This window comes from Pseudomonas sp. PS01299, assembly GCF_029960145.1.
GTDB classification, from domain to species: domain Bacteria; phylum Pseudomonadota; class Gammaproteobacteria; order Pseudomonadales; family Pseudomonadaceae; genus Aquipseudomonas; species Aquipseudomonas putida_A.
This window is the reverse complement of the sequence record NZ_JASCPO010000153.1, coordinates 1-13907: the sequence shown is the minus strand read 5'-3', so window position 1 is coordinate 13907 and position 13907 is coordinate 1. Positions and strand designations below refer to the sequence as shown.

At 60.1% G+C, this 13907-nt stretch carries 13 protein-coding genes; 5 read left to right on the top strand and 8 right to left on the bottom strand.

Annotation, left to right across the window (positions count from 1 at the left end; genetic code table 11):
• Positions 1 to 149: 149 nt before the first annotated feature.
• Both fadD1 and fadD2 read right to left on the bottom strand, forming a co-directional pair.
• Positions 150 to 1847: a long-chain-fatty-acid--CoA ligase FadD1 gene (gene fadD1, locus QMX91_RS21850; protein WP_003227414.1), complete on the bottom strand. Its 1698-nt coding sequence runs from the start codon at positions 1845 to 1847 to the stop codon at positions 150 to 152.
• 350 nt (positions 1848 to 2197) lie between these two features.
• Positions 2198 to 3886 (bottom strand): long-chain-fatty-acid--CoA ligase FadD2, encoded by a 1689-nt coding sequence (fadD2, locus tag QMX91_RS21845; protein WP_282413356.1) that lies wholly within the window; start codon positions 3884 to 3886, stop codon positions 2198 to 2200.
• 241 nt (positions 3887 to 4127) lie between these two features.
• On the opposite strand from fadD2, the gene QMX91_RS21840 reads away from it, so the two are divergent.
• Both QMX91_RS21840 and QMX91_RS21835 read left to right on the top strand, forming a co-directional pair.
• Entirely contained in the window at positions 4128 to 5072 is a 945-nt protein-coding gene (locus QMX91_RS21840) for an alpha/beta hydrolase (RefSeq protein ID WP_096795063.1), read from the top strand.
• 43 nt (positions 5073 to 5115) lie between these two features.
• Positions 5116 to 5586 (top strand): MaoC family dehydratase, encoded by a 471-nt coding sequence (locus tag QMX91_RS21835; RefSeq protein WP_003227420.1) that lies wholly within the window; start codon positions 5116 to 5118, stop codon positions 5584 to 5586.
• 128 nt (positions 5587 to 5714) lie between these two features.
• Here QMX91_RS21835 and QMX91_RS21830 read toward each other — a convergent pair whose 3' ends face one another.
• Positions 5715 to 6182 (bottom strand): PA2169 family four-helix-bundle protein, encoded by a 468-nt coding sequence (locus tag QMX91_RS21830; RefSeq protein WP_003227422.1) that lies wholly within the window; start codon positions 6180 to 6182, stop codon positions 5715 to 5717.
• Between the two features lie 205 nt (positions 6183 to 6387).
• Between QMX91_RS21830 and QMX91_RS21825 the strand changes: the two genes are divergently transcribed.
• Together QMX91_RS21825 and QMX91_RS21820 are read left to right on the top strand one after the other, a co-directional pair.
• Positions 6388 to 6624, top strand: a complete 237-nt coding sequence (locus tag QMX91_RS21825) for a DUF3820 family protein (protein WP_003227425.1) — start codon at positions 6388 to 6390, stop codon at positions 6622 to 6624.
• A gap of 27 nt (positions 6625 to 6651) precedes the next feature.
• On the top strand, positions 6652 to 7833 hold the full coding sequence (locus QMX91_RS21820) for an aminotransferase class V-fold PLP-dependent enzyme (protein WP_135296405.1): 1182 nt from the start codon (positions 6652 to 6654) through the stop codon (positions 7831 to 7833).
• A gap of 5 nt (positions 7834 to 7838) precedes the next feature.
• Here QMX91_RS21820 and QMX91_RS21815 read toward each other — a convergent pair whose 3' ends face one another.
• From QMX91_RS21815 to zwf, 4 genes are all read right to left on the bottom strand, one after another.
• Positions 7839 to 8564 (bottom strand): intradiol ring-cleavage dioxygenase, encoded by a 726-nt coding sequence (locus QMX91_RS21815; protein ID WP_098965238.1) that lies wholly within the window; start codon positions 8562 to 8564, stop codon positions 7839 to 7841.
• Positions 8565 to 8739: 175 nt separating this feature from the next.
• Positions 8740 to 9405, bottom strand: coding sequence for a bifunctional 4-hydroxy-2-oxoglutarate aldolase/2-dehydro-3-deoxy-phosphogluconate aldolase (locus QMX91_RS21810; protein WP_003227433.1), 666 nt, complete (start codon positions 9403 to 9405; stop codon positions 8740 to 8742).
• A 17-nt stretch (positions 9406 to 9422) separates the two neighbouring features.
• On the bottom strand, positions 9423 to 10136 hold the full coding sequence (gene pgl / locus QMX91_RS21805; RefSeq protein ID WP_095137060.1) for a 6-phosphogluconolactonase: 714 nt from the start codon (positions 10134 to 10136) through the stop codon (positions 9423 to 9425).
• On the bottom strand, positions 10123 to 11589 hold the full coding sequence (gene zwf / locus QMX91_RS21800) for a glucose-6-phosphate dehydrogenase (RefSeq protein WP_097085913.1): 1467 nt from the start codon (positions 11587 to 11589) through the stop codon (positions 10123 to 10125). The genes pgl and zwf overlap by 14 nt, the downstream gene beginning before the upstream one ends.
• 226 nt (positions 11590 to 11815) lie before the next feature.
• Here zwf and QMX91_RS21795 point away from each other — a divergent pair, with 226 nt between their 5' ends.
• Positions 11816 to 12676, top strand: a complete 861-nt coding sequence (locus QMX91_RS21795) for a MurR/RpiR family transcriptional regulator (protein WP_169842436.1) — start codon at positions 11816 to 11818, stop codon at positions 12674 to 12676.
• A gap of 208 nt (positions 12677 to 12884) precedes the next feature.
• Here the strand turns inward: QMX91_RS21795 and QMX91_RS21790 are convergent, their stop codons facing one another.
• The gene (locus QMX91_RS21790; protein ID WP_135296408.1) at positions 12885 to 13739 is read right to left on the bottom strand and encodes a D-hexose-6-phosphate mutarotase; all 855 of its coding nucleotides are present in this window, start codon (positions 13737 to 13739) and stop codon (positions 12885 to 12887) included.
• Between the last annotated feature and the right edge of the window lie 168 nt (positions 13740 to 13907).

Genomic DNA, 13907 nt, shown 5'->3' with positions numbered 1-13907 from the left:
AGCAAGCCCGCTCCCACATTTGACTGTATTCCAACTGGAGGAACGCGGTTGAATGTGGGAGCGGGCTTGCTCGCGAAGGCGGCATCACAGTCACTACAGATCCACCACCTACTCCAACAAAAAGCCCCGCATCTGCGGGGCTTTTTGCTTCAGGCGGCGGACTTGGCCTTGATCTTCTTCAGCTCTTCATCACGCAACTCACGACGCAGGATCTTGCCGACGTTGGTGGTCGGCAGCGCATCGCGGAACTCCACCGAACGCGGCACCTTGTAACCGGTGACGTTGGCGCGCATGTGCTCCATCACGGTTTCCTTGGTCAGGGTCACGCCCGGCTTGGCCACGATGAAAATCTTGATCGCCTCGCCCGACTTCTCGTCCGGCACGCCGATGGCCGCGCACTGCAATACGCCCGGCAGGGTCGCCAGCACGTCTTCCAGTTCGTTCGGGTAAACGTTGAAACCGGATACCAGGATCATGTCTTTCTTGCGATCGACGATGCGCATGTAGCCATCGGGCTGGATCAGCGCGATGTCACCGGTCTTCAGCCAGCCTTCGCTGTCGAGGATTTCGTCGGTGGCTTCCTGACGCTGCCAGTAGCCCTTCATTACTTGCGGGCCCTTGACGCACAGCTCGCCGATTTCGCCCATGGGCTGCTCGACACCCGCATCGTCGATGACTTTGCACAGGGTCGACGGCACCGGAATGCCGATGGTGCCGATCTGGATGTTCTGGATCGGGTTGACCGTGGCCACCGGGCTGGTTTCGGTCATGCCGTAACCTTCGCAGATCGAGCAACCGGTCACCGCTTTCCAGCGCTCGGCGGCGGCCAGTTGCAGGGCCATGCCGCCGGACAGGGTGACTTTCAGGTTGGAGAAATCCAGCTTGCGGAAACCTTCGTTGTTGCACAACGCGACGAACAACGTGTTGAGGCCAACGAAGCCGCTGAACTTCCACTTCGACAGTTCCTTGACCATCGCCGGCAGGTCGCGCGGGTTGCTGATCAGGATGTTGTGGTTGCCGATCAGCATCATCGCCATGCAATGAAAGGTGAACGCATAGATGTGGTACAGCGGCAGAGGGGTGATCAGGATCTCGCAACCTTCATTGAGGTTGGAGCCCATCAGCGCCTTGCACTGCAGCATGTTGGCGACGAGGTTGCGATGGGTCAGCATCGCGCCTTTGGCCACGCCGGTGGTGCCGCCGGTGTACTGCAACACCGCGACATCGCTGCTGTGCGGATTGGCTTCGGCCACAGGCTGGCCCTGGCCCTTGCTCAGCACGTCGTTGAACTTGACGGCTTTGGGCAGGTGATAAGCCGGGACCATCTTCTTCACGTACTTGATCACGCTGTTGATCAGCAGGCGCTTGACCGGCGGCAGCAGGTCGGCGACTTCGGTGACGATGACGTGCTTGACCCCGGTTTTTGGCACCACGGCTTCCGCCAGGTGCGCCATGTTGGCCAGGCACACCAGGGCTTTTGCGCCGGAGTCATTGAATTGGTGTTCCATTTCCCGCGCGGTGTACAGCGGGTTGGTGTTGACCACGATCAGCCCGGCGCGGATCGCACCGAAGACGGCCACCGGGTACTGCAGAACGTTGGGCAGTTGCACGGCGATTCGATCACCGGGCTGCAAGTCGGTATGCTGTTGCAGATACGCGGCAAACGCACCGGACAATTCGTACAGTTCACCGTAGGTGATTGTCTTGCCCAGGTTGCTGAAAGCCGGCTTGTTGGCGAAGCGTTGGCAGGATTGCTTCAACACTGCCTGAATATTCGGGTACTCGTCTGGATTGATGTCGGCAGCAATTCCAGCCGGGTATTTATCCTTCCAAAAGTCTTCGATCATGGAAGCCCACTCCTCAGCAACGCGAATTCTTCACCGCATTTGATGCGATTATTATTGGTGTGTGTTTTGTATTGGTGAATCTGGCTTTTCTACAGGCCGAGAAGTCACAAAGCGCGCCGAGAGTAGCAGCTTTGCCGAGGGCCGACTAGAGCCAAAAGCGGCCTCCATGGTCACTTTGGTGACTCAAGACTTTCCAGCAGTCATTTTAGAGCAAAAATCCTATACACCCTTGAAAGCCCCGGTTTTCCGGGCCTTGAAAGCAAAAGATCGCAGCCTGCGGCAACTCCTACAGGGAATGAGTTCCAATGTAGGAGCTGCCGAAGGCTGCGATCTTTTCGCTTCCAGGACTTCTACGCGATATCGCGCAACTCCCGCCGCAGAATCTTCCCGACCGGCGTCATCGGCAACGACTCACGCAGCACGATGTGTTTCGGCACCTTGTAAGCGGTGAAATTCTCTTTGCAGTACGCCTTCAGTTCTTCGAGGCTGACCCCGGTTTCCCGCGCCACCACAAACAGCTTCACCGCTTCGCCCGAACGCTCGTCCGGCACACCGATCACCGCGCAGTTGGCGACTTTCGGGTGGGCCATCACCACGTCTTCGATCTCGTTGGGGTACACGTTGAAACCGGAGACGATGATCATGTCCTTCTTGCGATCGACGATGCGCACGAAGCCGTCCGGGTCGATCACCGCGATATCACCGGACTTGAACCAGCCCTCGGCATCCAGCACTTCGGCGGTGGCTTCGGGTTTGTGCCAGTAGCCTTTCATGATCTGCGGGCCCTTGATGCACAACTCGCCGCGCTCGCCCATCGGCTGCTCGACACCCTCGTCATCGATGACCTTCAGCAGCGTACCCGGCACCGGCAGACCGACCGTGCCCAGACGCGACTTTTCGCCATACGGGTTGGTGCAGGCCACCGGCGACGTTTCCGTGAGGCCGTAACCCTCGGTGATGCGGCAACCGGTGATCTGCTCCCAGCGCTCGGCGGTGGCCTTGACCAGCGCGGTACCGCCGGAGTTGGTCAGCTTGAGGCTGGAGAAATCCAGGGTCTTGAAGTCCGGGTGCTCCATCAGCGCGACGAACAATGTATTCAGTCCGAGCAACGCCGAGAAGCGCCAGTTCTTCAGCTCTTTGATGAAGCCTGCGATGTCGCGCGGATTGGTGATCAGCACGTTGTGGTTGCCCGATACCATCATGCACATGCAATTCGCGGTGAAGGCATAGATGTGGTACAGCGGCAGCGGCGCGACCATCACCTCCTGCCCTTCGCGCAGCAGCGGCTGACCGTCCGGCCCCAACTGTGCAAGACAGGCGCGCACTTGCTGCATGTTCGCCACGAGGTTGCCGTGGGTCAGCATCGCGCCCTTGGCCAGGCCGGTGGTGCCGCCGGTGTATTGCAACACGGCGATGTCGTCGAGACCGACTTTCACCGGCTTGATCCCCAGACCACGGCCCAGGCGCAGCGCACTCTTGAACGAGATCGCCTGCGGCAGCGAATAGTCCGGGACCATTTTCTTCACTTTGCTGACCACGGTGTTGATCAGCCAGCCCTTGGCGGTGGGCATCATGTCGCCCATCTTCGCTTCGATCAGGTACTGGATGTCAGTGTCCGGCAGCACTTCCTGGACCTTCTGCCCGAACATGTTCAGGTACACCAACGCGCGGGCACCGGAATCCTTGAACTGGTGGCGCATCTCGCGCGCGGTGTACAGCGGGTTGGTGTTGACCACGATCAGCCCGGCGCGCAAGGCACCGAACACGGCAATCGGATACTGCAGCACATTGGGCATCTGCACCGCGATGCGATCACCCGGCACCAGATCGGTGTGGGCTTGCAGGTAACCGGCGAACGCTGCGCTGTGGCGCTCGAGTTCCGCGTAGGTCAGGGTCACGCCCATGTTGCTGAAGGCCGGACGGTCCGCGAACTTCTTGCAGGAACGCTCAAACACCTCGATCACCGACTTGAACTCGCCCATGTCGATGTCCAGTGGTACGCCGGCGGGGCGTTTGTCATTCCAGAAATCAGGTTGCATTGTTCTTGTCCTCTTTACCTGAATCGATCCGGGAGCCGCTTTTCTGTGGTTTCGCGCTGATCCCTGAGGGCACAAAGCAAAAAGCGGAGCTTCACGGACACTAGCAGTTATGGCCATTGAGGCAAATATGGGCGATGGCGACATTGATCGTATGAATCTTCCTGCCGTGGCGTGAGCTGATCGGACGCGCTATACAATGCAACGACTGCGGGCCGTTACCGCTCGATAAAAAGGAATTGTCATGATCCACCGAGGCTTTTGGCTGGACGCGAGTGACCGCAGCCGCCTGTTCGTCAACCAGTGGCTGCCCGCCGCGCCCTTGAAAGCGCTGATCCTGCTGGCCCACGGCATGGCCGAACACAGCGCGCGCTACGAGCGGCTGGCAAATGCGTTCTGCGAACAAGGTTACGGTGTGTACGCCCCGGATCTGCGCGGCCATGGCAAGACCGCCGAACACGGGACGCTCGGGCATTTCGCCGATGACGACGGCTGGTGCAAGGTGATCGGCGATCTGGCCAGCCTCAATCAGCACATCGGCCAGCAGCATCCCGACGTGCCAATCATCCTGCTCGGGCACAGCATGGGCAGCTACCTCGCTCAGGGTTACCTGCTGCATCACAGCGCCAGCCTGCACGGGGCGATTCTCAGCGGTTCGAACTTCCAGCCGGTGGCGCTTTACGGCGCGGCGCGACAAATCGCCCGTTTCGAAAAACTGCGTCAGGGTGGCAAGGGCCGCAGTGCGCTGATCGAGTGGTTGTCGTTCGGCTCGTTCAACAAAAAATTCAAACCGGCGCGCACGCCGTTCGACTGGCTGAGCCGCGACCCGGTCGAGGTCGATCTGTATGCCAACGACCCGTTGTGTGGCTTCCGCTGCACCAATCAATTGTGGATCGACTTGCTCGGCGGCTTGCAGCAGATCAGCAAAGCGTCCAATCTCGCCCAGATCGACCCGGGCCTGCCGCTGCTGGTGATCGGCGGTGAATGTGATCCGGTGAGCGAAGGCAAGCGTCTGACAGATCTGGCCGAAGCGTTGCGCTCGGCCGGCAGCCAGAACCTGCAACTGAAGATCTACCCGCAGGCGCGGCACGAATTGTTCAACGAAACCAATCGCGACGAAGTGATTGCCGATGTGCTGACCTGGATCGACCAGGCGCTAAGCCATCGCCGCCCCCATCGCAGCGAATAATTTTTTGTGGATTCACTTTAATCCGTCACAGGAATCAAGACCGATGACCCAGGTTACCAACATCCCTTACGAAGCCCTCGAAGTCGGCCAGACCGCCAGCTACAGCAAGACTGTCGAAGAGCGCGACATTCAGCTGTTCGCCGCGATGTCGGGCGACCACAACCCGGTGCACCTGGACGCCGAGTTCGCTGCCGCCAGCATGTTCAAGGAACGCATCGCCCACGGCATGTTCAGCGGTGCACTGATCAGCGCCGCCGTGGCGTGCGAGCTGCCTGGGCCGGGCACTATCTACATCGGTCAGCAGATGAGTTTTCAGAAGCCGGTGAAGATCGGCGATACCCTGACCGTGCGCCTGGAAATCCTTGAGAAGCTGCCGAAGTTTCGCGTGCGCATCGCCACTCGCGTGTTCAACCAACGTGATGAGCTGGTGGTGGATGGCGAGGCCGAAATTCTGGCGCCGCGCAAGCAGCAGACCGTGACCCTGCCGACTCTGCCGGCGATCAGCATCGGCTGATCATCAGGTACACAAAAAACAAAAGTGGGAGCGGGCTTGCTCGCGAAGCGGTTATGTCAGCAACATCATCGTTGCATGACACAGCGCATTCGCGAGCAAGCCCGCTCCCACAGTTTTACCAGCGTGGCTTACGAACGAGCGCGAGCCTGGTTACGCAGGGCTTTCACCTGGTCGTGATTGCGTTGTACGCCGTGGTACTGACGCTCAACCAGGTCACGAATGCCGACCAGGCCGTGCTTGTTGATTTTCTCGATGGCTTCACGGTAAGCCTTCAGGGCGTGGTCTTCACCGCGCTCGGCCTCGTTCAGCACAGCCTCTTCGTCCTTGCCGGTGAACATGGCTTTGACGTCGACCCAGCGACGGTGCAGGTCACCGCTGACGCTGGTAGAGGTTTCCGGATCACCGCCCAGTTTACGCACTTCAGCCTGCAGTTCAGCGGCGGCAGTCGCGCAATCGGCAGAACGGGTCACGAACAGGGTTTTGAGTTCTGGATGCTTGATGTCTTCAGCGCAAGTCTTGAACCCTTCCTGGCCGTCCTTGCAGGTTTCGATCAGGTCGTTGAGTACAGAGATCGCTTCTTTATTCATGTCAGTCATTTTTCAATTCCTTGCGGTTGGTTGAAGATGCAAGGGTTATTGCAGTGTGCGTGCCAGTTTTTCATTCAAAAATAAATCGTTATTTTTCAATAAGTTAAAGATATTTGAACTATCTGTATCACGGTTATTTGCATGATCTGTCATTTGGCCTGCATGCAGAATGCCTGTATTTTCCTGACTGATTGAATCCAGATGATCGCCACTGATGAATCCTGAAAAACTTGAGCTGTTGATCACCCGTGAAATGCCCTTCGGCAAGTACAAGGGCCGGATCATTGCCGACCTGCCGGGGCCTTACCTCAACTGGTTCGCCCGCGAGGGTTTTCCTCACGGCGAACTCGGCGGACTGCTGGCGCTGATGCAGGAAATCGACCATAACGGCCTGTCGGATCTGCTCGAACCACTACGCGCCAAACACGGCAAACCTGCCCCGCGCCACTGAAGCGCCCTCCTCCCTAGAGCCTCGACCATGCCTGACAACACCCGCCGCGCCCGTGACGAAGCATTCTGGCAAACCTTCGCCGATCGTTACGAAGCGCAAACCGGCCCGCTGAACCTGGAGAACGGTTACTTCGGGCGCATGTCGCGCACAGTGATCGAGGACTATCAGCGCAATATCGAGCTGATCAACACCAGCAACTCGGTGTATGTACGCCAGCGTTTCGAACAGCACGACAGCCTGGAGATCCGTGCGCAACTGGCCGAGACCATCGGTGTGCGCGCGCAGAGCGTGGCTTTCACGCGCAACGCCAGTGATGCGCTGCAATCGCTGATCCGCAATTACAATCGCCTGCTTCCGGGCGATCAGGTGCTGATCAGCGACCTGGAATACGACACGGTCAAAGGTGCCATGCGCTGGCTGTCACGCCATCGCGGCGTCGACGTGATCGAGATCAACCACACTCACCCGGCCAGTTTCGACAGCCTGCTGGACAGTTACCGCGAAGCCTTCATCCGCTATCCGAAACTCAAACTGATGGCCCTGACCCATGTTACCCACCGCACCGGTCTTGTGATGCCGGTGCAGGCCATCGCCGAACTGGCGAAACAGCATGGCGTGGACATCATCCTCGACGGCGCTCACGCCCTTGGCCAGATCGAGTTCAATCTGGAAGCGATGGGCATCGCCTTCGCCGGTTTTAACCTGCACAAGTGGATTGGCGCGCCATTGACCCTGGGCTTTCTGTACATCGCCCCGCAGCGCCTGGCCGACATCGATCCGGACATGGGCGAAATGCACTTTCCGGCCACCGACATCCGCGCCCGCACGCCGTACAGCACGCCGAACATTCCGGCGCTGATGTCGCTGCCGCTGGCGCTCGAGGAGCACCGCTCGCTCGGCGGCGCTGCGGCCAAAAGCGCCCGGCTCAATTACCTGCGCAATCTGTGGGTCAGCGCGGTGCGGCACCTGCCGGGGATCGAGGTGATGACCCCGGACGATCCGCGCCTGTATTGCGGGATCACCTCGATGCGTTTCACTCGCCACGCCGATCAACAGGCAATGGTCGAGCGCCTGCTCAACGAGTACAACCTGTTCACCGTGGTACGCAACGGCGCAGCGAGCGGGCCGAGCATTCGCATCACGCCGGGGCTGACCACCACGGCGGCTGACATGCAGTTGCTGACCCGTGCACTCAACGAGCTGCGTTGATCGGTTCACACGGTGTACTTGTCGAAGTCCTCGGGTTTGATCTGCGACGAGGCGGCAAAGGTGTCGATGCCGATGGTCAAATGGCCGAAAAAGCCGTCCTCGTGAGAGTCGCGGCCGATCGGCCACACGGTCAGGGTCGAATCTTCGCCGCGCATGTTGCTGTAGTAGCTGTCATCGGCATTGTTCAAGGGTGTCGAGGCTCGCCCGCGATAGTCACGGGCATTGAGCACCGCGCGTGACACCACTTCGGGGAAATACAGCTGACCGACCCAGGCCACGTTGCGCTCCTCCAGATATTCACTGCCGCTGACCATGCGCACCGCCACATGAATGTGCAGCGCCCGACCGGCATAGAACCCCGGATAGATGGTGGTGAAGCGCACCCGCCCCTGCTGATCGCAGAACTGGCTGCCACGCAGATAGGTGTCATCGTCGGTGCGCGGCACCGAGCCGATGGCATCGGAGTCGACCTCCAGATCCGGATTGATCCGGCTCCACCCCGAATAGGCGCCTCGTGCATTGCAGTGCCAGATGTCCACCAGTGCCCCGCTTACCGGCTGGCCGGTCATCGCGTCGACGATGCTCAGGCGCAGCAGCAAGGGTAGCCCTTCGGCGCCTTCGCTGATGTTGCGCCGCAGCAATTTGGGATTGCGAAAGTACGGCCCGGCGATCTGCTCGGGGGCCAACTGATAGATCGATGGTGACGGTGCGGTTGAAGTGTCTCGTTCCATGACGCGTTCTCTTTTCCATAAGATGAACGCAGATTAACGGCGCACGAGCCCCGCGGTGCGGTAACTATGTGTCGCGCCGTTTCCATGAGTATTTTTGCCGGGCAAAAAAAAACGGTGCACCGACCAAGCGCACCGTAAAGCCGTAGAACACACAACGAAGTGTCAGGTAAAACGTTTAGTCCAGCAGCGCCAGGGCCTCGGCGGTGCATTCCTGAATGCGCGCCCAGTCGCCGTTCTTGATCCATTCGGGATCGAGCATCCAGCTACCGCCCACGCACATGACGTTTTTCAGCGCCATGTAGCTCTTGATGTTGGCCGGGCCGACGCCACCGGTCGGGCAGAATTTCACTTCGCCGAACGGGCCGCCTAGCGCCTTGATCGCTGCCACGCCACCGCTGACTTCCGCCGGGAACAGCTTGAAGCGGCGATAGCCCAGGCCATAGCCTTCCATGATGCCAGAGGCGTTGCTGATGCCCGGCAGCAGCGGAATCGGGCTGTCGACGCTGGCTTCGAGCAGGTCACGGGTGATGCCCGGGGTGACGATGAATTGCGAACCCGCCGCTTCCGCTGCTGCAAGCATGTTGCGATCAAGCACGGTGCCGGCACCGGTCACCAGTTCCGGACGCTGCTCACGCAGGATCTGGATCGCCTTGAGCCCGAACTGCGAACGCAGGGTCACTTCCAGCGCGGTCAGGCCACCGGCGGCCAGAGCGTCGGCCAGTGGCAGCACGTCCTGTTCACGGGCGATGGTGATCACTGGCAGGATCCGCGCCTTGGCGCAGAGGCTGTCGATCAGGGCAACTTTGTCCGCCATGGAAACGGTCGGGGATGGATTTTTCATAGCGGCTGATCCTTGGCTCATGGGCACCAGTAAATCTCTAACGTAGGTTGCAGAAACGCGCGCACCGGCATGGCCGCGACGTCGTCGGATGCCAGTGCGGCATTCAGAGTGGTCAGTTTCGACTGACCGGAAATCGACAGAATCTTGTGCTTCGCCGAAGCCAGCAGCGCGCGGCTCATGGTCAGGCGTTGACGCGGCACACTCGGCGCCAGCATCGGCCAGCAGCGACGGCTGCCGTCAGCCTGCAAGGCTTCAGTCAGGTTCGGGCTGTCGGGGAACAGCGACGCGGTGTGACCGTCATCGCCCATGCCCAGCACCAGCACGTCGATCGGCGGCAATTCCGCGAGCAGACGGTCGGCCTGTTCCGCAGCCTGCTCGACGTTGGCCGCCGCGCTGTAGAGGCTGAGGAACTGCGCCTTGGCGGCCGGGCCTTTGAGCAGATACTGCTTGAGCAGGCCGGCGTTGCTGTCGGCGTGTTCGACCGGTACCCAGCGTTCGTCGGCGAGGGTCACGACGACCTTCGACCAATCCAGCTCCTGCTTGGCCAGGTGCTGAAAAAACGCCACCGGGCTGCGACCGCCTGAGACCACCAGCACCGCGTTGCCGCGTGCAGCGATGGCATCGCTCAACTGCTTGGCGACGTTCAGCGCCAGACCTTCGGCCAACAGCACCGGGCTCTTGAATTCGTGGGCATTCACGCCCGCGGGCAGTTTCACATCAGATATCGCCATACCACGACCTCCCGTCCCGCGTGATCAGTGCAATCGAGCTCATCGGCCCCCACGACCCGGCCGCATACGGCTTGGGCGCGTCACCGGACTTCTTCCAGCCGGCGATCAACTGGTCACACCACTTCCACGCGGCTTCGATTTCATCTTTACGGACAAACAGGTTCTGATTGCCGTTCATCACTTCCAGCAACAACCGCTCGTAGGCATCGGGGATCCGTGCGCTGCGCCAGGTGTCGGAGAAATTCAGTTGCAGCGGACCGCTGCGCAACTGCATGCCCTTGTCCAGGCCCTGCTCCTTGGTCATCACCCGCAAGGAAATGCCTTCGTCCGGTTGCAGACGGATGATCAGTTTGTTGCTGATCTGCAGGCGCTGTTCCGGCGCGAAAATGTAGTGCGACGGTTCCTTGAAGTGGATGACGATCTGCGACAGTTTCTGCGGCATGCGCTTGCCGGTGCGCAGGTAGAACGGCACACCGGCCCAACGCCAGTTGCGGATGTCGGCACGCAGGGCGACGAAGGTTTCGGTGTCGCTCTGGGTGTTGGAATTCGGCTCTTCGAGGTAGCCCGGCACGGACTTGCCTTCGCTGTGCCCGGCGATGTACTGGCCGCGCACCACCTGAGTGGTCAGGCCTTCCGGGCTGATCGGTGCCAGCGCCTTGAGCACTTTTACCTTTTCGTCACGGATGCTGTCGGCGGACAGGTCGGCCGGCGGGTCCATGGCGATCAGGCACAGCAGCTGCAACAGGTGATTCTGGATCATGTCGCGCAGCTGGCCGGCCTTGTCGAAGTAGCCCCAACGGCCCTCGATGCCGACCTTCTCGGCCACGGTGATTTCCACGTGGGAGATGTAATTCTGGTTCCACTGGGTTTCGAACAGGCTGTTGGCGAAACGCAGGGCGATCAGGTTCTGGACGGTCTCTTTGCCCAGGTAGTGGTCGATGCGGTAGGTGCGGTTCTCCGGGAAGAATTGCGCCACGGCGTCGTTCACCTTGCGCGAGGATTCCAGATCGGAGCCGATTGGCTTTTCCAGGACCACACGGGTGTTTTCTGCCAGACCGACTTTCGCCAGGTTCTCGCAGATCGCGCCATACACCGCTGCCGGTGTGGCGAAGTAGGCAATCATGCGTTGCGCGCTGCCGGCCGCTTCGGCCAGCGCCACATAGTCTTCAGCCTTGAGGAAGTCGACGTGCAGGTAGCTCAGGCGCGCCAGAAAGCGCTCGGCCACGGCCTCGTCCAGCTCTTTGCCGACGTAACGGCGCAATTCGGCGGCGATGAACGCCATGTGCTGCTGCTCGGAACCGGGTTCACGGGCCAGCGCGATGATGCGCGTGTCTTCGTGCAACAGGTCGGCGCCATCGAGGTGATAAAGGGCAGGAAACAGCTTGCGCAGGGCCAGATCGCCCAGAGCGCCGAACAAGGCAAAGGTGCACGGTTCAACCGTAATCGAAGGCATGATGTTTGTTCTTTTATCAAGTTAAGCTACAAATACCTTTTTTCAAGGCATCACTCAAGGGAAAATGTAGTAATAACCACAACATTTTCGCAAAATGCAGATTCCGAGTGGTGGTCGGTCGGAGCCACCAGTAGGATAGGCCACCGTTACGGGCCATATCAAAGGCCCAATTTGCATAGCCCGGCGCACCTTTGCGCAGGTGAATTAGGAATTCCATATGGACCGCGTGCGAAATTTACTGGAACAGATCCAGAGTCGCCTTGAAGAGCTGAACAAGGCCGAACGCAAAGTCGCCGAGGTGATCCTGCTCAACCCGCAGCAGGCCACCCGCTTCAGCATCGCCGCCCTCGCCCAGGCCGCATCGGTGAGCGAGCCGACGGTCAACCGCTTCTGCCGTTCGTTCGGTGTCAGCGGCTACCCTGAACTCAAGCTGCAACTGGCGCAAAGCCTGGCCAGTGGCGCGGCATATGTCAGCCGCGCGGTGGAGGCCGATGACAATCCCGAGGCGTACACGCAGAAGATTTTCGGCAGCGCCATCGCCTCGCTGGACAGCGCTTGCCAGGCGCTCGATCCGAACCTGATCAGCCGCGCCGTCGACCTGTTGATTCAGGCCCGGCAGATCCACTTCTTCGGCCTCGGTGCGTCAGCGCCTGTGGCTTTGGATGCGCAGCACAAATTCTTCCGTTTCAACCTCGCCGTCACCGCCCATGCGGATGTGCTGATGCAGCGAATGATTGCTTCGGTGGCGCATACCGGTGAGCTGTTCGTGATCATTTCCTACACCGGCCGCACCCGCGAACTGGTGGAAGTGGCGCGCATCGCCCGGGAGAACGGCGCTTCGGTGCTGGGCCTGACCGCCGAGAATTCACCGCTGGCCAAGGCCAGTACCCTGAGCCTGAACATTCCGCTGCCGGAAGACACCGACATCTATATGCCGATGACCTCGCGGATCATTCAACTGACGGTGCTGGATGTGCTGGCGACCGGCATGACGCTGCGTCGCGGGGTGGACTTCCAGCCGCATCTGCGCAAGATCAAAGAGAGCTTGAATGCCAGCCGGTACCCGGTTGGGGATGAATTCAACTAAAGATCAGAAGCACCCTCACCCCAGCCCTCTCCCGGAGGGAGAGGGAGCCGACCGAGGTGTCTTGCGCGGTACATCGACCTGAAACACCGAGTCGATTATGGATTCACCGACATTCGTTCAGGTCGGTGAATCTCTCGAATATCCCCGATTCGGTCCCCTCTCCCTCCGGGAGAGGGCTAGGGTGAGGGTAGCGGTGAACTTGACGCACTCAAGCCGCCGCCCACGCCTGCAAACTCAAATGCGCCTTCTCCCCCGGCGCCAGATGCAGGCTGTCGGTACCGCCCGCCGCCGCTTCGACACAGACAAACTCCGTCACCTCATCCCAGCTCACGCCCAACAGGGGGCGCGAGCCAGGATGCCAGACCACGGTATCGCCGCTATCACCGGTATCGATGCACAACTCGCGCTGCCAAGCGTGATCCTTGAGCTGTAATTCGCCGTCGTGCTGGAACACCCGCTGACAACCGCCATCGACGCGTAGCTCGCCTTCCTGCTGACAGGACTGGCGGCTCAGTTGGTCATAACCCTGCACGCCTTCGAGCCCAGACAGCGCTATCTCACCGACATCACCAATACGCCAGTAAGCGTGCAAAGCCTGGCTCAATTGGCACGGCATGTCGTCCTGATGCTCGGTGCTCAGGCGTAATTCCATGCGCTCACCGAGGTGCGCGTGCAGGTCAACCTGCCAATCGCACAGCTGCAATTGCCAATGCAGTCGCACGCCGTCTTCGGCGCTGCTGCTGTCGAGCAATTTCCAGTCGAGCAGCCGCGCCCAGCCATGAGATGGCCAGGCGTTTTCGCTCGGATGGCGGCCATACCACGGCCAGCACACCGGCACGCCGCCACGAATGGCGCCAACGTGCGGCCACTTCGCCGCACACCACAACCACGGTTTCTGCCCGCGCGGCTGAAAGTGCAGCAACTGCGCGCCCTGCCGACTGAACACCGCCTGACACAGCGGATGGTCGATCACCAGCACATCGCGCATCTGATAGCGCTCCCAGGCAAACACCGGTCGTTCGCGCAGGGATTTGAAGAAGCGTTGCAGCGGATGCTCATGCATTGGCCACGGTCCTGAAAATCATGGGGGTACTCAATTACCTTTGTGCCCAGTGAGAGTGAACCCTGTGGCGAGGGGATTTATCCCCGATGGGTTGCGAAGCAAACCCAAACCTGCAACCGTTTTCCCACTGACATATCGTATGCAATGGGTTCAGGGCCGCTTCGCGCC

Bases quoted from the DNA above. Each gene is read 5' to 3' on its own strand.
- fadD1 (WP_003227414.1), bottom strand. From the start codon at position 1,847: ATGATCGAAGACTTTTGGAAGGATAAATACCCGGCTGGAATTGCTGCC.
- fadD2 (WP_282413356.1), bottom strand. From the start codon at position 3,886: ATGCAACCTGATTTCTGGAATGACAAACGCCCCGCCGGCGTACCACTG.
- QMX91_RS21840 (WP_096795063.1), top strand. From the start codon at position 4,128: ATGATCCACCGAGGCTTTTGGCTGGACGCGAGTGACCGCAGCCGCCTG.
- QMX91_RS21835 (WP_003227420.1), top strand. From the start codon at position 5,116: ATGACCCAGGTTACCAACATCCCTTACGAAGCCCTCGAAGTCGGCCAG.
- QMX91_RS21830 (WP_003227422.1), bottom strand. From the start codon at position 6,182: ATGACTGACATGAATAAAGAAGCGATCTCTGTACTCAACGACCTGATC.
- QMX91_RS21825 (WP_003227425.1), top strand. From the start codon at position 6,388: ATGAATCCTGAAAAACTTGAGCTGTTGATCACCCGTGAAATGCCCTTC.
- QMX91_RS21820 (WP_135296405.1), top strand. From the start codon at position 6,652: ATGCCTGACAACACCCGCCGCGCCCGTGACGAAGCATTCTGGCAAACC.
- QMX91_RS21815 (WP_098965238.1), bottom strand. From the start codon at position 8,564: ATGGAACGAGACACTTCAACCGCACCGTCACCATCGATCTATCAGTTG.
- QMX91_RS21810 (WP_003227433.1), bottom strand. From the start codon at position 9,405: ATGAAAAATCCATCCCCGACCGTTTCCATGGCGGACAAAGTTGCCCTG.
- pgl (WP_095137060.1), bottom strand. From the start codon at position 10,136: ATGGCGATATCTGATGTGAAACTGCCCGCGGGCGTGAATGCCCACGAA.
- zwf (WP_097085913.1), bottom strand. From the start codon at position 11,589: ATGCCTTCGATTACGGTTGAACCGTGCACCTTTGCCTTGTTCGGCGCT.
- QMX91_RS21790 (WP_135296408.1), bottom strand. From the start codon at position 13,739: ATGCATGAGCATCCGCTGCAACGCTTCTTCAAATCCCTGCGCGAACGA.